This is a genomic window from Helicobacter pylori, from assembly GCF_001653475.1.
In the GTDB taxonomy this organism is placed as follows: Bacteria; Campylobacterota; Campylobacteria; order Campylobacterales; family Helicobacteraceae; genus Helicobacter; species Helicobacter pylori_CM.
The window spans coordinates 869,478-892,512 of record NZ_CP011487.1 but is presented as its reverse complement, the minus strand read 5'-3'; the positions used below and the strand labels follow the sequence as shown (position 1 = coordinate 892,512).

Annotated in this window: 17 protein-coding genes and 1 pseudogene; 6 read left to right on the top strand and 12 right to left on the bottom strand. The window is 37.3% G+C overall.

Features of this window, described 5'->3' with window-relative positions; genetic code table 11:
- Positions 1-5: 5 nt before the first annotated feature.
- From alr to AA974_RS04230, 5 genes and pseudogenes are all read left to right on the top strand, one after another.
- Entirely contained in the window at positions 6-1,139 is a 1,134-nt protein-coding gene (gene alr / locus AA974_RS04255) for an alanine racemase (protein WP_064434066.1), read from the top strand.
- A gap of 66 nt (positions 1,140-1,205) precedes the next feature.
- The gene (locus tag AA974_RS04250) at positions 1,206-1,982 is read left to right on the top strand and encodes an amino acid ABC transporter substrate-binding protein (protein WP_064433564.1); all 777 of its coding nucleotides are present in this window, start codon (positions 1,206-1,208) and stop codon (positions 1,980-1,982) included.
- Positions 1,966-2,679: an amino acid ABC transporter permease gene (locus tag AA974_RS04245; protein ID WP_064434065.1), complete on the top strand. Its 714-nt coding sequence runs from the start codon at positions 1,966-1,968 to the stop codon at positions 2,677-2,679. Before AA974_RS04250 ends, AA974_RS04245 begins: the two co-directional genes overlap by 17 nt.
- Before the next feature lie 69 nt (positions 2,680-2,748).
- A pseudogene (locus tag AA974_RS04235) lies at positions 2,749-4,454 on the top strand (DUF262 domain-containing protein).
- A 263-nt stretch (positions 4,455-4,717) separates the two neighbouring features.
- On the top strand, positions 4,718-6,100 hold the full coding sequence (locus AA974_RS04230) for an MFS transporter (protein WP_080471028.1): 1,383 nt from the start codon (positions 4,718-4,720) through the stop codon (positions 6,098-6,100).
- A gap of 136 nt (positions 6,101-6,236) precedes the next feature.
- Here AA974_RS04230 and AA974_RS04225 read toward each other — a convergent pair whose 3' ends face one another.
- The 11 genes from AA974_RS04225 to recR form a co-directional block, all read right to left on the bottom strand.
- Positions 6,237-7,781, bottom strand: coding sequence for a hypothetical protein (locus AA974_RS04225; protein WP_064433563.1), 1,545 nt, complete (start codon positions 7,779-7,781; stop codon positions 6,237-6,239).
- Between the two features lie 223 nt (positions 7,782-8,004).
- On the bottom strand, positions 8,005-8,490 hold the full coding sequence (locus AA974_RS04220) for a GNAT family N-acetyltransferase (protein ID WP_064433562.1): 486 nt from the start codon (positions 8,488-8,490) through the stop codon (positions 8,005-8,007).
- Between the two features lie 33 nt (positions 8,491-8,523).
- Positions 8,524-9,279, bottom strand: coding sequence for a 7-carboxy-7-deazaguanine synthase QueE (locus AA974_RS04215; RefSeq protein WP_064433561.1), 756 nt, complete (start codon positions 9,277-9,279; stop codon positions 8,524-8,526).
- A gap of 2 nt (positions 9,280-9,281) precedes the next feature.
- The gene (locus AA974_RS04210; RefSeq protein ID WP_064434062.1) at positions 9,282-9,884 is read right to left on the bottom strand and encodes a 6-pyruvoyl trahydropterin synthase family protein; all 603 of its coding nucleotides are present in this window, start codon (positions 9,882-9,884) and stop codon (positions 9,282-9,284) included.
- 3 nt (positions 9,885-9,887) lie between these two features.
- Entirely contained in the window at positions 9,888-10,547 is a 660-nt protein-coding gene (locus tag AA974_RS04205; RefSeq protein WP_064433560.1) for a hypothetical protein, read from the bottom strand.
- Entirely contained in the window at positions 10,544-11,347 is an 804-nt protein-coding gene (gene surE / locus AA974_RS04200; protein WP_064433559.1) for a 5'/3'-nucleotidase SurE, read from the bottom strand. Before surE ends, AA974_RS04205 begins: the two co-directional genes overlap by 4 nt.
- Positions 11,344-12,255 carry a polyprenyl synthetase family protein gene (locus AA974_RS04195; protein WP_064433558.1) on the bottom strand — a complete coding sequence of 304 codons (912 nt, stop codon included), beginning with the start codon at positions 12,253-12,255 and terminating at the stop codon, positions 11,344-11,346. Before AA974_RS04195 ends, surE begins: the two co-directional genes overlap by 4 nt.
- 15 nt (positions 12,256-12,270) lie before the next feature.
- Complete coding sequence (folE, locus tag AA974_RS04190; protein ID WP_064433557.1) at positions 12,271-12,813, bottom strand: GTP cyclohydrolase I FolE; 543 nt, start codon at positions 12,811-12,813, stop codon at positions 12,271-12,273.
- The gene (gene htpX / locus AA974_RS04185; RefSeq protein ID WP_064433556.1) at positions 12,814-13,746 is read right to left on the bottom strand and encodes a zinc metalloprotease HtpX; all 933 of its coding nucleotides are present in this window, start codon (positions 13,744-13,746) and stop codon (positions 12,814-12,816) included. It lies immediately after the preceding gene.
- Complete coding sequence (gene truD, locus AA974_RS04180; RefSeq protein ID WP_064433555.1) at positions 13,733-14,878, bottom strand: tRNA pseudouridine(13) synthase TruD; 1,146 nt, start codon at positions 14,876-14,878, stop codon at positions 13,733-13,735. The genes htpX and truD overlap by 14 nt, the downstream gene beginning before the upstream one ends.
- Positions 14,875-15,456, bottom strand: a complete 582-nt coding sequence (gene recR / locus AA974_RS04175; protein WP_001099583.1) for a recombination mediator RecR — start codon at positions 15,454-15,456, stop codon at positions 14,875-14,877. The genes truD and recR overlap by 4 nt, the downstream gene beginning before the upstream one ends.
- A gap of 78 nt (positions 15,457-15,534) precedes the next feature.
- Between recR and AA974_RS04170 the strand changes: the two genes are divergently transcribed.
- Positions 15,535-15,741 (top strand): 2-hydroxymuconate tautomerase family protein, encoded by a 207-nt coding sequence (locus tag AA974_RS04170; protein ID WP_064433554.1) that lies wholly within the window; start codon positions 15,535-15,537, stop codon positions 15,739-15,741.
- A gap of 99 nt (positions 15,742-15,840) precedes the next feature.
- Here the strand turns inward: AA974_RS04170 and AA974_RS04165 are convergent, their stop codons facing one another.
- Entirely contained in the window at positions 15,841-22,959 is a 7,119-nt protein-coding gene (locus AA974_RS04165) for a vacuolating cytotoxin domain-containing protein (protein WP_064433553.1), read from the bottom strand.
- Positions 22,960-23,035: the final 76 nt, after the last annotated feature.

Genomic DNA, 23,035 nt, shown 5'->3' with positions numbered 1-23,035 from the left:
TGGCCATGTTAAAAAGGGCGAGTTTTGTAGAAGTGAATACCGCTTCTTTAAGGCATAATTTTCATGAAGTCAAAAGCATTGTCCCTAAAGACGCCCACATCATGGCAGTTGTCAAGGCGAACGCTTATGGGGCAGGGGCAATCAAAGCGAGCGAAATTTTCTTACAAGAAGGAGTGCATTATTTAGGAGTAGCAACCTTAGATGAAGCTTTAGAGTTGCGTTCTCATTTCCCTAAAACCCCCATTTTGATTTTAGGCTATAGCCCTAATTCTAACGCTCCCATGTTAATTGATAACGATTTGAGTGCGATGATTTTTAGCCTTGAACAAGCGGAAGTTTTTTCTCAAATGGCTTTAAAATCTCAAAAACGCTTAAAAGTGCATCTCAAAATTGATACCGGCATGCACCGCTTGGGATTAGAGCCTAATTTTAAAAGCATAGAAATCATTAAAAAAATCCGCACATTAAAGGGCTTGGAAGTGGAAGGGATATTCACGCATTTAAGCAACGCTGATGCTAAGATTAAAACCCATGCTAAAAACCAAATGGAAGCCTTTAACGCTTTTTTAGAGCAGCTTTTAAATCAAAAAATAGAGTTTCAATACCGCCATGCCTACAATTCCGCCGGCATCCTTTCTTTGTGTAACGGGAATGAAAATCGTTTGTTAAACCTCTATCGCCCAGGCATCATGCTCTATGGTTTTTACCCTTCTAGCGGAATGAAAGAATCATGCCCAACAATCTTGAAAAATGTTATCAGTTTAAAAGCCCAAATCGTTCAAATCAGAAGCGTTAAAAAAGGCGAATTTATTGGCTATGGCGAGCATTTTTATACCAATGAAGAGACTTTAGTGGGTGTTTTAGCTCTAGGGTATGCGGACGGGTTAATGCGTGCTTTAGGCAATCGTATTCAAGTAGCGATCAATAACCAATTAGCCCCTCTTATTGGCAAGGTGTGCATGGATCAATGTTTTGTCAAACTCAATAATATTCAAGCCAAAGAGGGCGATGAAGTCATTTTGTTTGGGGATAAAAGCACTAAGGCTAACGATGCAAGCGAAATCGCTATGCTTTTAAACACCATTCCTTATGAAACTATCAGCACCCTATCCAAACGCTTGGAGCGCGTCTATATTTAAAATCAAAGCAAAATTTTTATTTTGTGTTAGAATGTGCGAAAAATAAAAATTAGGATTGATTAAAAAATGAAAAAAGTTTTATTTCTCTTTTTATTTGCAATGAGCTTTTTTGGGGTTTTTTTGAACGCTTCTAGCTTGTATGAAAGGCTTATTAATAAAGAAACGATCAGCGTTGGCACAGAAGGTATTTACCCCCCTTTCACTTACCATAATAAAGAAGGCAAGCTCACCGGCTATGATGTGGAAGTGGCTAGGGAGTTGGCTAAAGAGCTTGGCGTGAAAATCAAATTCCACGAAACTTCATGGGATATTATGCTTACAGGTTTGAAATCGGGGCGTTTTGATATGGTCGCTAATCAAGTGAGTTTGACGACTAAAAAACGCCAAGCGACTTTTGATAAAAGCTTGCCTTATAGTTATTCAGGCACAATCATGCTGGTTAGAAAAGATGAAAACCGCATTAAAGACATTAAAGACATTAAGGGTTTGAGAGCGGCTAACACTTTAAGCTCCACTTATGGGGAAATCGCTTCCAAATACGACGCTCAAATCGTTTCGGTGGATTCTATGGCGCAAGCTTTGTTGTTGGTGGTGCAAAAACGAGCCGATTTGACCTTAAATAGTTCTTTAGCGATCTTAAACTACCTAAACACCCACAAAAACAACCCCTTTAAAATCGCATGGGAGTCCAAAGAAAAAGATGGGGGCGCTTCCTTTGTCATCAACAAGCACCAAGAAAAAGCCTTAGAGCTTATCAACCAGGCGATGCAAAGATTGATAGATAAAGGGGTTTTAAAACGCTTAAGCGAACAATTTTTTGGAAAAGATGTCAGCCAGCCATAGTCTGTCTTTGTTTTTTAAATCTTTAGATTTAAGCAAGGAGCGTTTGGAATTGCTGTTAGAGGCTTTCTACCCCATGCTAAAAGCCGCTTTTTGCATTTCTTTGCCTTTAGCGATCATTTCTTTTATTTTGGGCTTATTCATTGCTGTTGTGGTGGCTCTCATTAAAATCGCGCCCTCTAAAAATTTCATTCATAAGGCTTTATTAGCGGGCGTGAATTTCTATGTCTCGCTCATTAGAGGCACGCCTTTATTGGTCCAAATTGTGGTGGTGTTTTATGGTTTGCCCGCTCTTGGGGTTTATATTGATCCAATCCCGGCAGGCATTATTGCGTTTTCCTTGAATGTAGGGGCATACGCTTCAGAGACTTTAAGAGCGAGCTTCCTTTCTGTCCCTAAAGATCAATGGGATTCAAGCTTGAGTTTGGGCTTGAATTACTTGCAAACCTTTTGGCATGTCATCTTTTTTCAAGCGCTCAAAGTCGCCACGCCAAGCCTAAGTAACACTTTCATCAGCCTTTTTAAAGAAACTTCTTTAGCTTCTGTGGTAACTATCGCAGAGGTTTTTAGAATCGCGCAGCAAAAAGCGAACGCTAGCTATGACTTTCTGCCCATTTACTTGGAAGCCGCTTTGATTTACTGGCTTTTTTGCTTGGTTTTAGAAATGATCCAAAAGCGCATGGAAAAAATCTTAAATTAAGAGTTGGCTCAATCTAATCTCTTTAAGATTTGATTATAATACAGCCTGAATAACAATAAGGAGATTCTTATGGGTGTGTTTTCGGATAATAGCATTAAAAATGTGGTAGATGAATTGAATGTTCGTTATTTTTTGCCTGACATTCAGCGTGAATATGTGTGGCTCAAAAAAGCCGATGAAAAAAAGATAGAGCAACTTTTGACTCCATTCTTAGGGGCTATCCTATTGGCTCTTTTTTGTTTTGGAAATTACAAAAGGAGGATATAGCCAAGAGCGATGAATTAGATAACAATAAACTCAATTTCCAACTCTATAAATTCATTGAAAATTATGATGAGCGAAAGCCTCACAATGAAAAAATCCGTATTGAACAAATCGGGCGTGATGATTTGTATATTGTCCTAGATGGCCAACAACGCTTAACCTCGCTTTATATTGGAATTAAAGGCACTAGAACGCTTAAGAAAAAGGGAAGGGGGTTTAGATACGATAATCCCAACGCTTATGAAGAGAAGCGTTTGTATTTGAATTTGAAGCACCGGCCAAACATGGACAATCCAGAAGACAATTACCAATTTGAATTCCATGACAAAACGCCTGAAAATGATAAAGAATATTTTTGGTTTAAGGTGGGGGATATTTTAGAGTTGGAAAGTGGTGGTTGGAATTATGTGCAAGAACATGGTTTAAAAGGGAATGAATTGCGCTTGCTAGAAAAGCTAAAAGAAGCTTTTTTCACCAAACAACTCATCTCATTTTTTGAAGAAACAGAAAAAAATCTTAATAAAGTTTTAAATATTTTTATCCGTGTCAATAGTGGCGGGGTTAAGTTAAGCTATTCAGATTTATTGATGTCTATTTTGACAGCAAGCTTTTCAATCGATATTAGAGGAAAAATGAATGAGCTAGTGGATACTTTAAAAGACAAAGGCTTTTCAAACATGGGGAAAGACCAGGTGCTAAAAACTTGCTTGCTTTTAATTGGTAGCAACACTAAGTTTGAATTAGAAAATTTTAATAAAAGTAATATCAAAAAGATTGAAGAAAATTGGGAAAAAATCACAGAAAGCATCTATAACGCTGCAGAACTATTAAAAACTTTTGGTTATGCCGGTTATCTAGGTTCAGCTTATATTTTATCCACTTTAGCCTATTTTTATTTTTTAAAACAAAAAATGGATAAAAACGATGGAGAACAAGCCCTAAAATTTGTCCGCAACGCTCAAATCACGAGTTATTTCACTTCTTCAACAGATACAAAATTAAGCATCATAGCTCATAGCATCAGAGCGCCAACCTTTGAAGCATTCAACCATAATTTAGCTAAACATGAAAAAAGCCCTTTAAAAATCACTAATGATGCTATAGAAGACATGGTGTTTTTTAGTAGCCATCCCCGAGTCTTCCCTATTTTGCAAATCTTATATCCCAATCTGAACTATAAAACCACCACCTTTCATATAGACCATATTTATCCAAAATCCAAGTTTGACAAGAAAAATGAAAAATTGGATAAAGATTTCTATAGGTGTGGGAATTATTTATACAACCTCCAACTTTTAGAAGGCCAAGAAAACAGCTCTAAAAAGGATAAAGACCATGAAGTGTGGCTCAAAGAAGAATATAAAAATGAGCAAGCCATAGAAGAGTATAAAAAAAGAAATTATATTGACCCTACCCTAAAATTAGAATGGGAAAATATAAAGGAATTTCGTGAAACAAGAGAAGAAGCCATCATTAAAAAATTAAAGGAAGAGTTATTGCTTAAGTCTTAATGGGAGTGTTTTTGTGGCGGATATAATTAAGTAAGCGTTTTGACAAAATGGGTGAAACAAAATTTAAACTCGTTTAAGTCATGCTTAATGATAAAAAAGATAGAATGATTCACTTTTTGAGCGCTAATAAAATTTCATTTAATGCTTGTTATCTAAAAAATGCCGTTAAGGTGTAAGGTAGTTATATAAAATTAATCTTATCCATCTTAGTTTCAAAATGAAAAATTTAAAATAGGGCGATAGCCTTAGTGAAAGGGTAATCAATAAAACATTTAGGCAAAAAAGAGATAAGAACCTTAGGATTGTCTTCGCTTGGGGGGACTTTAGAGTTTTATGATTTTATTATCTTTGTGTTTTTTACGAGTATCATCGCCAAACACTTTTTTCCGAACACGCTCAGCCCTATTTGGTCTGAAATCAACACTTATGGTATCTTTGCCGCAGGTTATCTGGCACGCCCGCTTGGCGGTATAGTGATGGCCCACTTTGGGGATAAATTCGGTCGTAAAAATATGTTCATGCTCTCTATTTTATTGATGGTAATCCCAACCTTTGCGCTAGCTTTGATGCCAACTTTTAATCATTTTGTGAATTTTGGCGTTGATAGCATGGGACTTACCCAGAAAAACGCTTATTATCTTGGTTACATAGCTCCTGTTTTTTTGGTGTTTGTTAGGATTTGTCAAGGCGTTGCTGTGGGTGGTGAATTGCCTGGCGCTTGGGTTTTTGTCCATGAACATGCTCCGCAAGGTCAAAAAAACACTTATATCGGTTTTTTAACTGCTTCTGTAGTTTCTGGGATTTTACTTGGGAGTTTGGTTTATATTGGGATTTATATGGTTTTTGACAAGTCTGTTGTTGAATATTGGGCTTGGAGGGTTGCTTTTGGGCTTGGAGGGATTTTTGGTATCATTTCTGTCTATTTGAGACGCTTTTTAGAAGAAACTCCTGTTTTTCAGCAAATGAAGCAGGACAATGCCTTAGTTAAATTCCCGCTTAAAGAGGTGTTTAAAAACTCTCTCTTTGGCATCTTAATCTCCATGCTTATCACTTGGGTTTTAACCGCTTGTATTTTGATTTTTATCCTTTTTGTTCCAAATTTCACTCTCATGCATCCTAATTTTAATTTCACTCCTTTTGAAAAAACCTATTTTCAAATTTTAGGACTTGTTGGGATTGTAAGTTCTATTATTTTAACTGGGTTTTTGGCCGATAAAATCAAACCGCACAAAGTTTGCATGGCTTTTAGCACGGCCTTTGCTTTTTTTGGCTTTTTATTCTTTAGAGAGTTTTATTCTAACGCGCCAAGTTTAGTAAATACCATAGTTTTATACTTTTTAGCTTGCTTTTGTGCGGGTATTATGAATTTTTGCCCCATTTTTATGAGCGATGTGTTTAGCGCTAGAATCCGTTTTAGCGGGATTTCCTTCGCTTATAACATAGCCTATGCTATAACCGCTGGCTTTACCCCTCAACTTTCAAGCTACTTAAATGCAAAAGCTATAGCAGTGCCTGAAAGTTTGCAAAGTTATGGTTTAAGCTTTTATATTTTTGTGGTTGCTTTAATTGCCTTTATCGTATCGCTTTTAATGGCGCCAATTTACAACAAATCTGACACCCAACACGAAGTCTCGCCCATAACATGAAAGAAGCGCAAACCTTTGAGTGATTCAACCAAAACTTAGCCGATAGCGTTGGTGGATTTTGGTGGTGATGGAATCCTTAACATTACGCACCACAATGAGATTATCGCTTGATGAAGCTCTTTAATATTTTAGCGTTTTAAAACACCCACCCGTAATTAAAAAACACTTTAAAATGGCTAGCCCCTTCATTAAAAACCAAAGAGTTCGTAGTAGTGCCATCGCTAGAAACGACGCTCGCTTTTCTTTGGATTAAAGGAATACTAATCCCTACAGAATATTTAGAATGCTTATAGCGGTAATTAAACCCTGTCACTGCATCCAAATTTCCTGCTCCTTTGATTTTATTTAACACATAGTAGCTGTTATACAAGCCCCTTAACCCGCCAAAGATACCAAAAGATGATGAAAAATTCCTTCTGGTTTGAATGTCTATAGGGCTATTTTTATTGGAGTAAGTGGTGATGAAATCCACCAATCCTCCATAAAGCGAACACACATTATAGGGGAGACCATCAGAATCTTTTGGCTTGCCATTTTCATTTTGACCGGTTGGCACTCTTTGATAAGTCATGTTCCCGTTATGGGTATAGCCTTTAGTGTGGCTGAATTCATGCAAGATGGTTCTTAAATCCTCTAAATTGATAGTCTTAAGGTTGTTACCAAACAGCTTTTTAGGATCTAATGCATAAGCTTCTACCCCTAATGTGCCGTATTCGCCATCATTGCCATACCCATTGGCTAACCCTACAACCCCTGAATTTTTTAAAACGACCGCATCAATTTCTATTTTTTTTCTAAAATTATTGACAATACCCTGCTTGTTTAACACATATTGTTGATCAACTTTAGAGTCAACACGCCCGTTTATCCCAGGATTTACGCATTTTGAAGGATCATTATCGCAATCTGTTGGGCTGTTAGTGAATTCAAAAGGAGCGTTTAAAATCGCATCGCCCCAAGATTGAGAGTCTAACACAGCGATCATGTTCAACATTAAATTAGTGAATTCTTCTGCGGTTTGTGGGGTAAAAGGTTGCCAACAATCATTTTTTGTATTACCATTATTATTGTAAGGACAAGTGTTGAAATTGCTTGGATTTTCACTGCTATATTTCATTATAAGATTTGTCTTAATCTTATTGAGCGTTTCAAACACCCTTTGCGTGTTAGCGTCAGAAACAGAAGTGCTAGTGGCTTCAAATTTTGGAAGAAAGAAAGTATAAGGGTCAATTTTATCAAACGCCTCTTTTAGACTATCAAACGCTTCCCCAGGTAAAACAATCTTAGAGTGTTTGGGGATGGTCTCTATCACGCCTAGATCGATCACATTGCCTTGAGCGTCTGTGAAGCTAAGCTTAACATTGCTTAGATTATAAGGTAAGAAGTTTTCTATAGTCAATTTACCACCAATATATAATACTTTAACAGGGGATAAAGATGAAAAGTTCAATTGTGATATAGATTTAGCGTCTGTGAATAAATTAGCCGCTCTTTTTAAAACGGCGTCTGTGGGTAAATAATTATAAGTTGCATAAGTGTTTTTTGTGGTGGTGTGTCTTTTTTCTTGCGTTTGTGTGCCTTCTAACAGCCCGGTTTCAAACCCGGCTTCTATGAAAAAGCCATTTTTCTCATTAGCTTCTAACGCGCTGCATAATAAAAGTGGGATGAATAGTTTTCTCATGGTTATCTCTTTTTAGTTTATAGTGTCTTTATTATACAATTTAACGGGATTGTTTGTTGGTTTTTTGAAATTTAAAGCTTTTATAAGGGATTGGTATTTCGTATTGAAACAAAATTTTAAAAACAAGCGTTTTTTTAGGGCTAATTTAACATTAATTAGGCTGTGTTAATAAAAGTTTGGTAGTTGAATTGCAGCTTGGGCGTGTGTCAAATGGATGCACCAATTAAGACAGAATCTTTTCCATAAAAAGAGTAGGGAAAATCAAAGTCTCTTCGCCCAACTCAATCACGCAATCCTCTTCTTTGATGCACATAAAACCCAGCTTTTGATAGAGACTGCATGCCTTGATTTGGCTTTTGCTCACATGCAGAGAGATTTTAGTATAGCCTTTAGTTAAAGCGTATCGTTCCACGCTCTCATAGAGTTTTTGACCCAGCCCTTGAGATTGATAAGCGGTATCAATGTGGAATTTACACAACTCTGCTTCTGTTTTATGGATATGATTAAGCCCACAGATCCCAATGAGCTTTTTATCCTTTCTCATTCCAAAAAATTCCCCGCCATGCTCGCGCAATTTTTGAACGAACCCGCTAATGCTAGGCAAAAGATCCAAGCGTTGGATAAACCCTAAAGGGTTATCAGCGATGCGTTGGGCATAAAATTCTTCTAATTCAGTAGGGTATTTGGGCGAAAAAACTTTGATGGTCATGATTTCCTACTTTTTTAACATCTATAAAAATCATCAAAACCCTTTTTGATTGTCCCACAAGCGGATATGAAGCCTATCGCTCAGCCTGAAACCATGCTCTATGGCTAGGGGGGCTAGGGCTTTTAGATTTTTGTCTAGCTCTTTATTGGTTGTGCCTAAGGGCATTAAAAAGATTTCATTGTTTTTTAATGAGAGTTGTTTCAAAAGGTTTTGAATTTCTATGATAGATTGAGCGGCGTTTTGATTCTCCAATACAAATTTAAAATGCACGCTTTTAGCGTTATCTAAGATATTTTGCAAGGCTTTAAGATTGATCCGCTTGCTTTCTTTCTCTAAAGAAAAAGAAAGTTTGACGCTTAGAGTGAAATGCAATTCTTTTAAAATAGGGCTAAATTCAAAAAAAATAGAGCCATTACTCTCCACAAATAAAGGGATTTTTTTGTGATAAAAATGCTCTAAAACGCTGATTAAAATAGGGTTATTAAAATACAAGCTTGGCTCCCCGCCTGTAAGAATGAAATCAAAATGTTTATAATTAGGGGCTAAATTCTCTAAACGATCAATCAAAGATTTAGGCTCATTGTAATAATCCCAAGATGTTTTGAATTTAGGATGCACCGCATACAAGCTGTCGCAACCTGTTAGAATTTCATCATGCAATAAGGTTTTACAATTAAAGCCCTTACACGAAAGGTTACACCCCCCTAATCGCAAAAAAAGACTGGGTTTGCCTATCCTTTTTCCTTCACCTTGTAAGGAAAAAAAGCTCTCAACGACCGGGAGTTTCATTTTTAAGGGATTTGGTGTAAGGGTTTAGCGTGAAAAAAGCATTGTTTTTCATCGCTAATGATTTTATTGAAAAAATCCTTATCTTGCCACAAATTTTGAATGCCTTGCGAGAAAGAGACGCAATGATTATGCACTAAAGATTTAAAGTGTGGGTTTTCTAAATCTTTTAAAAAGCTTTCAGCGTAGCCGTTTTTAGTCTCATGCACGCGCACGCTAGAGACTTTTAACTCCCCTTCATTATTGGAAAAAACGCTTTTTTGTAAAATCCTTGTCAGGTAGTATAAAAACATGAGAGCGTAACTCTCCGCGCTCAAATTGAACGAGCATTTCACATAGCGGACGCAATGATTTTCTATAAAACGCTGAAACTCATCGCTTTCTTTGTCCCAAAAATGATGGGCATGATCAAAGGAGTCTATAAAGGTTTGCATTTCTTGCTGCATCAGCCCAAAATCTAACGCCATGTTCGCATTATCTAAGCGGTTGGTTTCAATAAAGACTTCCACTTCATAATTATGCCCATGGATGTTTTGAGCGCATTTTAAAGAAGAGCAATTGCGCACCACATGGCTAGCGCAAAATTTATACAATCGCCTGATAACCATCACTCATTCCCTATAACATGGCTGATAAAGGGGCAGTCTTAAATTATAGTAGTAGCGTTCAGGGCGGTTAAAATCAATGCGTTTGATCGTGCTTTTAATCAAATCCCTATAAAGCATTTGATAGCCGCAAGTCCTCCCGCTCACGCTCCCATCCACATATAAAACCCGTTTTTGCAGCACCACATCATACCAATCCAAAATAAAATGCGAATTGGCACTCATTAAAATTTGCTCGCTAAAGCCATTGATAGCGTAGTAATCTGTAGGGATTTGAGAGCAATAAAACTGCCCCCCAAGAAAATAACAAGGTTTATTGACTTGATCAATCAGTTGGTAATTGTATTGGTAGAACGGCACAGCTGAGATGTTACGGACAATGCGTGCATAGATCACATTTTTTGCTTTATCTAGCGGGAATTCCGCTTGCGTGAAGACATTGTAAAAGCCTAATTTTTGCAATTCATAAACAATCACATTGATATAATAAGAAGTCATCGCATCGCTTCTGTCATAAGCCACCACGATAGTGGAATTATAGTTGAACAAATAATCCCCTGTAACTTCTGAATAATACCCCATGCGCAAGCGGTGCTCACACGCGCTAAAGAAGAATAGAACCCCAACAATTAGCCCTAAAAAAGCCAAGCGGCGATTTTTACTCACTTTAACATTCCCTTATGCCAAGATTCCAAGCTTTTTAGATCATCATAACTGGTTAAGTCTAAATTTAAAGGCGTGATAGAGACATGGTTTGAAGCGATAGCGTCAAAATCAGAGAGTCTGTCTTCATTTTCGCGCTTTTGCCATTCTAAAGGGTGTAGCCCTAGCCAAAAATAGCTTTCATTTTTGGGGTCTGTGCGCTTATGCACTTCTTTTTTATACAGCCTATAGCCCTTAGGGGTGATGCATTCGCCCTTATATTCTTGTAAGGAGCAATTAGGGATATTCACATTCAAGAGCTTGCGCCCTTTTAAAGGGTAGCCTTTGGTGAAAATGTTTTGGACTAAATCCTGGATAATCTTTTGAGCCAGATCAAAACTTAGGGGAGTGTTTTTATTTTTATGAGAAAGGAGTTGAGAAATCGCAATGGAAGGCACGCCCTGGATGGTGCCTTCAATCGCTCCGGCTACCGTTCCAGAATAAATCGTGTCTTCGCCCATGTTAGATCCAAGATTGATCCCTGAAATCACTAAATCAAAACAAACATGTTTAAAAAGCTCATTGATCGCTAGATACACGCAATCGCTTGGCGTGCCATCATCAATCCTATAATGCCTGCCTTCTTTGCCCTTAATTTTCTCCGCTCTTAAAGGCGCAGTGATCGTGATGCATTGCGAGCATGCACTTTTTTCACGATTGGGGGCGACCACATAAATTTCTGCCATTTCTTCTAAAGCTTGTTCTAATGCTTTAATGCCTTTTGCATGGTAGCCATCATCGTTAGTGAGTAAAATTTTTTTCATGTTTTGCCTTTAAATAGAGTGTTCAATAACGCGTTTAAATTTTCTTGTAATAAAGGATAAGCGGATTTTAATAGGTTTAAATCGTCTAAAACCTCTGTTTTTAAAGTTTGAGCGTAACCGCTTGCCTTCTCTAGCCCCAATAAATTCACAAAGCTGTTTTTAGCGCCGTCTAAATGAGTGGTTTTACCGCTTTCTTCTTCATCTTGTGTAACATCTATAATATCATCTAACACTTGAAAACAAAGACCCGTTTTTAACCCGAAAGCCTGAAGCCATTTAAAAAGCTCTTCATCTTTAATACCGCTTGCAACAAGCCCCATCATCAAGCTTGCGCTAATCAATTTAGCGGTTTTATGCTTGTGTAAGAAAGTGAGTTGCTCTAAATTTAAGGGCGTGTTTTCAAAATAGCAATCCAAAGCCTGCCCTAAAACCATGCCTTTAATCCCCCCATTAGCGCTTAAGATTCTGACCAATTCCACAATGATATGGCTTTCTAACAAAGAATTTGAAAGCAATTCAAAAGAGTAAGTGTTGAGTGCATCGCCGATTAAAACGGCTGTGGTTTCATCGTATTTAGCGTGTAAAGTGGGGTGGTTTCTCCTTAAAGCGGCATTATCCATGCATGGCAAATCGTCATGGATGAGCGAATAAGTGTGTAAGCATTCAATGCTTAAAGCGATTTTAAAATATTCTGTTTGTTGGTTAGAATAATCTTTTTTACCCACTAACGCACAAAGCACGGCTAAAAAAAGCTTAGGGCGGAACCTTTTACCCCCATTAAGCACCATTTCAAAAAAGGCTTTTTCCAAATGAGGGTGGAAGCTTTCAAGGTGTAAATGATGGTGGTTTAAAAAGCTTTCAAAACGCTCGCACTCATTATAGTAAAAGGATAAATTAGGGTTATTCATGCACAGAATTATAACCTAAGATTTTAAGAGTTGCATAAATTCAGCTCTGGTTTTAGGGTCTTTTTTAAAGAGACCCTTTAGAACGCTTGTTTTAATGATTGCATTTTGCTTTTGCACTCCTTGCATGCTCATGCACAAATGCTTGGCTTCACAAATCACAATCACGCCCCTTGGCTCTATGATTTCATCAAAGGTTTCTGCAATTTGAGTGGTCAGCCTTTCTTGGATTTGCAAGCGTCTGCTATAAATTTCAATGAGTTTAGCGATCGCGCTAATGCCCACAATCTTTTCCTTAGGAATGTATCCTAAACTGATATGCCCCAAAAAAGGGAGCAAATGGTGTTCGCAAGTGGAGTAAAATTCAATGTTTTGAGCCACTATCATTTCATCGCAAACGCCTTGAAAATACGCGCTTTTTAAAGCCACTTTAGGATCTTCTTTATAGCCTTTATACAAGAATTTCCATAATTCTTGAACCCTTTTAGGCGTCTCTTTTAGACCTTCTCTATTCTTATCTTCGCCGATATTTTCAAAAAACTGGTTGAAAAAATTTTCCATTTAAATGATGCGCCTTGATAAAGATTGGATACGATTTTTAACGCTAGGGTGGGTGCTAAACATTTCAGCGTTAAAAAGATAAGCCGCCGATCGGGTGCTGTTTTTATCTATGTCTTTATAATCGTTTTCTTCGTAATCGTTAGAAATTTTTTGTAAGGCTCTAATCATAGATTTATTGTCATGCATTAAAAACGCTGCCCCGCTATCGGCCATGTATTCTCGTGTGCGGCTCAAATACATTTGTAAAAGGAGCGTTAAAAAAGGCAAAACGATCTGTAAGACTAATAAAATCATTCGGGCTAAATTCGCCCCACTATTCTTGCGATTCCCCATGAAAAAATACACGCTAAAATTAGCCGCTAACAGCATGATATTGCTTAAAATCCCCACACACATGGTCAAGCGGATGTCATTGTGCCTGATGTGGCTGAGCTCATGAGCGATCACGGCTTTTAATTCATCTCTATCCAACCTCTCTATTAAAGCACTTGTAAGAGCGATAAGAGAATTAGATTCATTCCACCCGCTCGCAAAAGCGTTCATGTAAGGGGCATTAATGATATAAAGCTTAGGCTCAAAATGAAGCTTAGCCTCTTCTAAAAGCTCTAGCAAAAGGCGATGGATTTGATTTTCTTTAGAGCTTAAAACCTTGCTTTTGTCAATAAGCTTGTATTCATCACCGCTTAACATGATAGAGCTAAAATTTTGGATACAAACAATAATAATGACAAAAGCCGCTAAAAACATAATCAAAGTGATCATAGGAAAAATTTGAAAAGTCATGAGTTTAAAAAGAGCTATTCCTAAATCATTAGCATTAATTCTAATAACATCCACCAGCAACCCAATAAAAGCAAAAATCACGCAATAAGTGGCTAAAACCGCATTCGTTTTGAGCCTGTTTTGCACGATAATTTTTTCAAAATTCGTCATTATTTTCTCCTTTCTCATGCTTGATTTCTTTGAGCAACGCGCTCGCATAACTCCCTTTAGGCAAGTAAAATCCCAATTCAAATTGTGCTTTTTCTTTCACATATTGGGAAGTTATATTTTCTACAAACACCCAAAAAAACCGCCTGGATCCTAGCGTTTTAGCATGGCTACTTAAAAGGTCATGCTGGAATTCTTTTTCAATTTCTAAACTCAAATTTTTTGCATAAAGAGCTTTTTTGCCGTCCAGTAACCCTGTAGGCACAGCTTCTTTTTTCAAAAACCTTTCGCTCTCTTTTTCTAATTCTAAAGCGTCAAAGAACTTCCCATAAGGGTAATGGCGCATCACATCGCCTTTTAAGATTTTAAAGGGGTGGGCTTGGTTTTTAAGGGCTTTTAGAGTGTTTGAATCAACGCTTAAATTTTTTTGTTTGAAAAATTCTAAATTTTCTTTTAGGCTAAAAGCGCTAATAATTTTACTGATTTCTAATCGTTTGCTTAAAAGCGAGTTAAACAAATAACTTTGATAGCTTGAAATTAAAAAAGCGTTTAATTTTTGATGGGCGAATTTCGTTTTATTTTGCAAGATTTTTAAACCCTCTTGGTGGTTGTCATTGAATTTCCCGAAGCGTTGTGAGCCAAAATAATTAGGCATGCCAAACTGCGCGATTTGTTCTAAAACTTGCCCAATCTTTTGAGCGTTTAGGGGGGTCATTTTTTTAAAACGCATAAAAAAGCGATTCCCCTTTAAATGCCCTAATTTGATTTTATTATGATGATAATTCAAAGACAGGATTTTAAGGTTTCTTTCTTGAAAGTTGCTCGTATTTTTTTCTAATAAGGGGGCGTATTTTTTAGGGAGTGAGATGAATTGAGTCGTCAGCGCGTTTTTATCTTTCAAACCCGCATAACCCAATTCGGCGATTTTTACCCCTAAAATTTGAGAAAAAATTTGAAGCATTTCTGAAGTGCTTAGACCGCTTTTTCTCACTTGAATAACGGCATGTTCGCCTGTGTTACTGAATTCATACAAAGGCACTTCATGCACGCAAAAATCCCTAGCACTAGAATTGAAATGAAAATCAATGCTCGCATGGTTATAAGCATGCAATAGGGGCATAAAATTTAAATTCATGCTTTGATCCTTGAATTAAACGCCCTTGAGAGCGAAACTGAGTCAATATTTTCAAAATTCACTCCAGTAGGCACGCCTTGAGCGATTTTAGTGAAAGTGAGGTGGAAATGCTGTAATTTATCTTCAATATAAAGCATTAAAGAATCGTTAGCCAAAGTGGGAGGGAAAGCAAAAATGATTTCTTTAATGTTTTCTTCAATCAGGCGTTTTTCTAGAGCGTTAAAATCCACTTCTTCTATGGAATTTAACACATAATAGCGCCCTAAAAAATCCTTTAAATCTTCTAAAATAAACACATCTCTTGGGTGTAAAACCATGCAAAGCTGAGAATTTTGCCTGCTCTCATCAGAGCAAATCTCACAAACCTCACTCTCACTGAGCGCATTACAAGATGAACATGTTTTAAGGTTTTCTAGGGCGTTTTCTAAAGCGTGCGTGATCTTGAGCGCTAGATAGGGGTTTTCTAAACCCAAATGATACGCTATTTTAAAGGCGGACTTTTTGCCCACATTGGGGATTTTTTCTAAACAATCCACTAAATTTAAAAAGTGATTCAAGCTGTTTTTATATGTATTCATTTGGTTAGTATATCAAACTTAACTTGAAGCGTTTAAATAAAAGCGTTATAATGCGTTATCTTAATTTTAAGGAATAATATGCCGTTTATCAATATCAAAATTGTGCCAGAAAATGGAGAGCCAACAAACGAGCAAAAGCAGCAATTGATTGAAGGGGTTTCAGATTTGATGGTTAAGGTGTTAAACAAAGATAAGGCTTCTGTTGTGGTCATTATAGATGAGGTGGATTCTAATAATTATGGTCTTGGGGGCGAGAGCGTCCATCGTTTGAGACAAAAAAACTAAAGAGTTTTTAAAATTCAAAGGTTGCGATACGCCAACATTTAAGGGGTGTTATTCCCCTGCTATGAATTGGGCTTGTTAAAAATAGGTTTGATGATACCATTAAAAAGCATAGCGCATACCAATATTTCCGGTAATATTAATATCTTTATAATCAAGTCCAAACCTAGCCCCTATGCCAGCATTCACATAAAAGGTTTTGAATAACCTTATCTCCCCGCCTGTGATAATGCTAGCAAAAGTGTTATATCTGCCGCCATCTCTATAGCTTAGGGTGTTATTACCAATGAAACGCACCATTTTATCCCCCATAGAATTGATAAATAAGTCTCTGCCCACATCCGCAATCACAAAATAATAAGAGTTTTTATTGAAGTAGTGCCGACTTTCTAAGGCAAAATTAATCGTTAAAACGGATTTTTTATTAGGGTCAGCATTGGCTCTGAATTGATTGTAAATAGGATCATCCATAATGCCCCTTAAACCAGACAAACCAATGTAATAATAGGCTAAGCCTATTTGAGGTTTAAAAATAACGCTTTTATCTTTAAACATGAAATCATAGCCGTAATTGATTTTAGCGTCAGTCGTCCAGGTGTCGTATTTGTAAGACTGATTGATGATTGAGAGTAGGGGGTCATAAGAGTTGATGAAAGTCTTATTGTATCCCCAAGTCTCATTCAAGCTCATCGTTAATTCGCTTCTTTTGATAAACGCTCGGCTATAAATACCCATATTGACATTGCTAGAGCCTGATTGAGTGATGTTTGCATGAAACCCGCTATACCCATAAGCGGCATAACCCCCCACAATCACGCCCTTAATGAATCGATCATACCCTACATTGATACCATATAAAGTCCCAGTGCCTCCATTAATAAAACTAGCCCCTCCAACTCCTGTCGCCCACACATTATTTTTGACTCTGTTTCTTTGAGAGTATTTTAAAATCACATCCATAGCGTTAGGGATCGCATCAGCGAACCGCTTGTTTTTAAGGGCTTCTAAGCGTTCTAAAAAATCAGAACGAGCGAAAGTTGAAGTGTCAGAGAGCTTGGCTAAACGACTCATTTGTTGCGTGTAGGTATTGATCTGTAAAATATTAGTGGCGTCATTTTTAAAATCAGGGTTAGCGATGACTTCTAAAGTGTTAGCAATGTCTCCAGCAATCGTGGTTAAATCTTTTGTGGAATGGCTTTCTAAATAATAGGGAGCGAATAAAGGACTTCCCTTAGTTTCAAAGATTTTATTGAGCCAATTAATCGCTTGGCTGCCTCCAACTTGATCAATGCTATCCACACTTTGAACGCCCTGAATTTGAGCGATATATTGTTTTAAAGTGGGGGCTTGTAGGTTATTGATGGGATCGTTAGAAACAGCGATTTTCACTTTATTATAAAGAATGGAAGTGTAAACGTATTGATTTTGAGAGTCTTTAAAACTTACAATTAAACCGCCATCTTTAACGCTCACGGCTTGCCCGTTATAAGTTAAGCCGTTGTTAGTCATCACCATATGCTTGCCATTAATGTCAATGAGCGTGTAAAGCTTAAGGTAATTATCTAGACTGCTGCCTCCTGTGATTTGGCCGTTATACCCGTAATAAATAGCCTTAGCGCTATCAATAAGCGTGTAATCACTTGCTTCTTTTGAAGAAGCGTTGAATTGGATTAAGGGGTTATTGTTATTAGCCATAATCGTCGCTGTGCCTTGAACGTTGATAATAGCATGGCTAGCTGATGACTCGAGGTTAAACACCAAATCGCCATAGCTATTAAAATTCCCCATGACATTCAAACCACTAGCATTAGTGCTTAAAGCCGCTTGTTGGTTTAAGATGAAATTACCATTAATGTTAGCTGTAGAGTTAGAGGCGTTGTTAAAAGCGTTAGTGATCGTTAAATTATTGGCTTGCAAGGTTGCATTTTCATTAAGATTGAGCGTGCCTATGACGCTATTATTTTTTACTTGAGACAAATCAATAGCCCCATTAGAAGCGATTACGCCTAAGAAAGTGAAGTTGTTAGCGCGCACGCTTAAAGATTCATTAGTGGGGGTTACGCTGTTTGTAGAAGGGCTGTTTTTGGTTGTGGGGCAATTGGCTAAATTGACACAAATTTCCCCTTTTTGAACGCTCACATTATTCAAACCAGCATTAAGGCTTAAGCCATTGGTAGCGTTTAGGGTTGTGATATTGATATTAGAAACACCATTAGAAGCAAAAATCAATGCACCTTGATACTTGCTAAAGTCAATCGTATTATCGCCATTAAAAATAATAGACTTGTTGGCGACAAAATTCAAACTGCCCCCTGTAGCGTTGCTAAAAGAACTATTATTGACAAAAACATAGCCATTGCTTAAAAAGTTAAAATACCCTTTTTGCCAAAAATCATGCAAGCCTCTAGGCGATAAAAGAGCGCCTAAATCGTTTTCTTTGAGCGCATTTTGTAAAGAGGGTGGCAACACGCTCCCTAAACCTTGATTATAAACGCCGCTTAACCCGCCTTGAGAAATAATATTATTAATGATATCACTCACTAAGCCTTGACTTTCTAGCTTTTTAACAATATCTTGTCCTAAAAACTCGTCCAACAAGTCGTTCGCCACCACACCAATGTCTTTTTGCAGGCTTGTAGGGGGGTTAGTAATATCTTTTAAAACCACGCTTAAAATAGAGCTTAATTCAGAAGCGTCTATATACCCACCGATAAAATTCAAAAGCCCTTTATCGTCTAGCATGCTTTTTAAAGACTGCTTAGCAAGGTAGTTTTCTATGATTGATGGGGTAACAAAATTACCAAAAATGCTTAGTTTTTTACTGATAATATTTTGGATTTCATTCATGACTCCACTATTATTCAATAAATTATCTAAATTATTTTGACCTATAAGTTGGCCTAAGGTTTCATTTTGCAAGCTAGCGGGTAATTCCTTACTCAAAGGGATTAGAGCGTTTTCTATAAAGTTTCCTAAACCGCCGGCTTGCTTGATTTTTTCCATAGCCATTTGACTGAGAACATTCGCCAAATTCCCCTGATTAAAGATCTTATCAATCCCTTCTTGACCCAAAAGATTAAAGATATTGTCTGTAGCTTGAGCTTCTATGTTAGCTTTATTCAACACTAAGTTACTAGTGCTTTGAAAGGTTACATCCGCGCTCCCTCCGCTTTCAAAGGCGTTACCACTCCCCACTGTTCCAGTGATATAAATGCTTTTAGCTTTAAAATCAGCGTTAATGTAGCCTAAATAGGGGGAAGTTGAGCCTAATAATTGCCCCAAATAAGTGTTTCTGAAAGAAGAACAAGTGGTGCTATCTAGCGCGCAAGGACTGCTATAGCCATTGCCCCCAAACCATATAGAGCTAGTAGAATTTGTAACATTGTCTTGAGTAGTGCCTATAACGAGATTCCCGTTATTAAAGGTTTGATTGATGTTGTCAGTCAAATGGTTGATAGTTTCTAGGAGCGCTTGCTTTTGCGCTTGGGTGATCTTAATTCTATCTAAGAATTGCAACACTTCATTGATGCTAGTGATATTGTCTAATTGATTGGATTCAATCATTTCTTTTAAGGTAGCGGAATTTTGAGAAAGGATCCCTAAAAGCATTTTTAAATTTCCACTAGAAAAACCCTTATTGTAGATATTTAAACTATTCAAAGGCTGGTTAAACGGGCTATAAGTGCCTGGGGTTTGAGGGGTTTGAGAGCCTTTAGGGGCGAAAAGACCTTTAATGTTGCTTGTCAAGTAATAAGTGCCTGCTTGGTTATCGCTATAATCATAGCTATAACCGGTAGGATTTTGATTAGAAGCTTGGTAATTATAAAGCTCAGGAGCGATATTAAAAATAGTGTTAGAAGCCGAGTTGGGGTTATTTAAAACTTCTATGGTTAAATCCCCATTTTTAATGCTCTCTTGAATGATTTGAGAAGAATTGAGAGGGTTTATAAACGACCAAGTTTGAATGTTATTATTATCGCTATAGGTAGCGTTTTGGATTTTCATGCCATAAAAAAGGATTTTTTCATAGCCATTAGCCCCACTAATGCCAGTAATCCCTTTTTGAGCGTTTAGGATATTGTAGGTTACAGATTTTGTAATGTTGTCAAAAATATTGATATCAGATAAATTGATTTCCCCATTATTCCCTAAAACAAACTGCCCGCTAACGCTCATTAAAGCCTTAGCTAAAGAGGGTGCATAACCATTAAAATTTAACGCCCCATTAGCCGTAAGGTTATTAAAATTCAATGAGCTTGTGCTGTCAAAATTAAAACTTGCTGTATCAATAGTCGTGTTGCCTCCAAAATCAGCCTGGCTTGCGCCTTGAAAATTGATATTAGCGTTTAAAGAGCTTGTGTTATTGGCTGATAAAACGCTATCGTCTAAATTGATGGTGGTGTTGTTTGAAAAACTAGCGTTAGAAGCGTTGAGCTTGCTGCTAGCGTTAAGACTGAGTATTCCGCCATTAAAAAAGAGGCTATTAAAGGTTGCTTGACTCCCGTTATAAATATTGAGACTCGCTTGATTGTTAAAAGCGCTTGCACCATTCGCATTCAAAACGCTTTGATTGTCTAAACTCAAATTAGAATTATTATCAAGCGTTAAAGAATTTTTAAAAGCGGCTTGACTTTTATTGCCAAGCGTGATATTGGCGTTGTCTTGCAAGGTTGTATCGCCATTAAAGTTCAGCAAACTTTGAGAACTAAGCGTAAAACCAGTGTTGCCTAAAAGCTGTGTAGTAGCGTTAAAATTGCTTGTCCCCCTAGAATACAAGACATTGAAAACCGCTTGCGTGTTGTTGAAAATAAGGCTATTAGTCTGCAAGTTATAAACCGCTCCACCATTCAAACGAGAATTGATAAAGCTTAAAGAATTAGCGGCATTAGCGTTGATAACGCTTGATCCTCCAGGGTTTGTAAAGCCGCTAAACGAAGCGTTAGAAAACGAAATATTCTTAGCGCTAAAACTGAATTTCCCCCAAGTCATATCGCTAAAACTGGAATCAGTTACGCTGATATTATTGTTAGCGTCAAAAGTGGCATAGGAATGCTGACTAGCCCCTGTTTGAATCATTTTAGTAACGGTTTCAGCGTCATTATAATTCAAGCCATCCATAGTGATATTATCGCTTGCTTTAAAGGTAATATTCGCTCCCCCACCATCTGAGTTTGAAACGCCTTCACCGGTTTTAAAATTATTAGTCAAGTAAATGTTAGCCGCATTAAAAGTTCCCGTGATGTAGCCAAGACCTCCATGCCCTATCCAAATCAACCCGTTATCATTCACGCTCTCTATGTCATTCCCTATGATCAAAGTGCCATTTTGGATATTAACGCCAAAACTTCTTCCGAGTAAATTAGCTGTATAGGTGCTGAGCGTGTTGCCGCTTTGACCGCTCTGTCCTGAAAGATTAGGATCAATATAATAAACCCCTTTGTTTGAGTAAGTTTTGTTTTGAAGCCAATAAACCCCACTCCACACGCTTTCTGTAGGTGAATTTTGAATAGGGGGTGTGGGCGGAACTTGATTAGGGGGAGTGTTCTTTGCTGTGTGCTTTGGAGCGGGTGTGGGGCTTGTATCCTTAGCTATCGCTTGCTTTAATTCCTCTTGTTCAGCGTTAAAAATGTTTTCATTGTTCTGTAAGGTTTGTAAGGCTTGTTGTTCTTTAGTTTGCACATTCTTGAAAGCTGGTTCGTTAAAGCCTGTTGTAGAATCGGCTAATTGTTTGAGCTTGGTTAAATCTTGTTCTAATTTTTGTTCATCCTGTTGGATGGTTTGGTTGGTGTTTTCTAAATTTTGAGTGTCTTTAGCGATAGTGGTGTTTTTATTTTTAATGTAGTCTGTATCGTTCTTTGCGATTTGGTTATCGTTAGCAGCACTATTCAAAGCGTTTTGGTATTGGGAATTGGTTATATCCCCTTGATAGGTTTGTTGGGCTTTAGCTTGTAAATCGTCTCCTAAAAATTGGGTGGTAATGGATTGTTGGTTAAAGGTTTCTTGTAAGGTTTCATCTTGCCCGTTAATGTCAAAGGTTACATCATAAGTGTTATTACCCACTTCAACATGGCTGATGGCTTTATCGCCCTTATAGTTGATTAAATCCCATAAATAGCTTTGATAAACCCTGTATTGGATGGTCCCGTTTGTAGTGAGAATGTCATAGGTTTGATTGTTATTAAGGGTTTGATTGAGGTTAAAAATCGTGCCAGAATTAAAAGACACACTGCCTTTAAGGCTAGCAAAAGGTGAACTTGAATTTAAAGTGTTAATGCCTGAAAAACTAACCTTGCTTGTATTAAAGTGATAAGTCCCTTGATTGAAGGTGTCGTTATTAAGGCTTAAAGTTGTGCTGTTACTAAAATTATAAATCCCTTGATTGAAGCTGCTGTTTTCAAAAGCAGATTGAGTGCTATTAAAGTTATAAGTCCCTTGATTGAAACTGGTTTGATTAAAGGAGATAGCGCTATTATTATTGCTACCGCTGAAACTAAAGCCCCCATTAGTGTTGTCTTTAAAGCTAGAGCCACTAACATTGATATTAGAGCCTTTAAAATTCATGTAAGAATGCTGTGCCCCTGCATCGTTGTTATCAAAACTCGCTTGATTGATAGTGATGTTGTTCGTTGCATTAAAATTGAGCGTGGCCCCACCGCCATCAGAATATGAGTTTCCGGTTGCGATACGGCTAGAATTAAAATTAATCGTTTGAGCGTCATAAGTGCCTGTGATATACCCTACATCACCCCCATTAATACCTGTGCCTCCAAAGCGGATATTCCCTCCAATATCAAGCGTGCCATCATTGAATTTTTGTGTGAAACTAACATTATAAGCTTTATAAGTGGTAAGAGTGTTTAAATAATAAGTTCCAGAGCCTTGAGCGCTACTAAAAAGGCAATAAGAGTTGTGCGTAGGTGAATTAGGACCGCTTTCAATATTGTCATGATAATCCCAAGACGACCATGACCAGGTTTTACATTCGCTAGCCCTTAGATGGGATAATCCCCCCAACGCTCCTATCAATAAAACCGAAGCTTTTAAAAAAGATTTGTTTTTATTAAAGGGCTTTTTAATGGATTTCGTTTTTTCATGGCGTTTTAAGGGCTTTTCACGCTTCAAGATTTGATTCAATTTGAAAAATTTCTTTGAGATCTTATTTAATTTGAAAGATCCCTTTGAAATAAGATTAGAAATCAATCTAGCCTTTTTAAACGCCATTTAAAACTCCAATCGTTTTTGTAAATCCCACATTATACGACTTGATGTTAAACAAACTCAAAAAGATTCGCAAAAT

Excerpts from the sequence above, each read along its gene's own strand:
- recR (WP_001099583.1), bottom strand. The coding sequence starts at position 15,456 with ATGAATACATATAAAAACAGCTTGAATCACTTTTTAAATTTAGTGGAT.
- AA974_RS04250 (WP_064433564.1), top strand. The coding sequence starts at position 1,206 with ATGAAAAAAGTTTTATTTCTCTTTTTATTTGCAATGAGCTTTTTTGGG.
- folE (WP_064433557.1), bottom strand. The coding sequence starts at position 12,813 with ATGGAAAATTTTTTCAACCAGTTTTTTGAAAATATCGGCGAAGATAAG.
- htpX (WP_064433556.1), bottom strand. The coding sequence starts at position 13,746 with ATGACGAATTTTGAAAAAATTATCGTGCAAAACAGGCTCAAAACGAAT.
- AA974_RS04210 (WP_064434062.1), bottom strand. The coding sequence starts at position 9,884 with ATGGTTATCAGGCGATTGTATAAATTTTGCGCTAGCCATGTGGTGCGC.
- alr (WP_064434066.1), top strand. The coding sequence starts at position 6 with ATGTTAAAAAGGGCGAGTTTTGTAGAAGTGAATACCGCTTCTTTAAGG.
- surE (WP_064433559.1), bottom strand. The coding sequence starts at position 11,347 with ATGAAAAAAATTTTACTCACTAACGATGATGGCTACCATGCAAAAGGC.
- AA974_RS04215 (WP_064433561.1), bottom strand. The coding sequence starts at position 9,279 with ATGAAACTCCCGGTCGTTGAGAGCTTTTTTTCCTTACAAGGTGAAGGA.
- AA974_RS04165 (WP_064433553.1), bottom strand. The coding sequence starts at position 22,959 with ATGGCGTTTAAAAAGGCTAGATTGATTTCTAATCTTATTTCAAAGGGA.
- AA974_RS04195 (WP_064433558.1), bottom strand. The coding sequence starts at position 12,255 with ATGAATAACCCTAATTTATCCTTTTACTATAATGAGTGCGAGCGTTTT.
- AA974_RS04220 (WP_064433562.1), bottom strand. The coding sequence starts at position 8,490 with ATGACCATCAAAGTTTTTTCGCCCAAATACCCTACTGAATTAGAAGAA.
- AA974_RS04245 (WP_064434065.1), top strand. The coding sequence starts at position 1,966 with ATGTCAGCCAGCCATAGTCTGTCTTTGTTTTTTAAATCTTTAGATTTA.
- AA974_RS04170 (WP_064433554.1), top strand. The coding sequence starts at position 15,535 with ATGCCGTTTATCAATATCAAAATTGTGCCAGAAAATGGAGAGCCAACA.
- truD (WP_064433555.1), bottom strand. The coding sequence starts at position 14,878 with ATGAATTTAAATTTTATGCCCCTATTGCATGCTTATAACCATGCGAGC.
- AA974_RS04225 (WP_064433563.1), bottom strand. The coding sequence starts at position 7,781 with ATGAGAAAACTATTCATCCCACTTTTATTATGCAGCGCGTTAGAAGCT.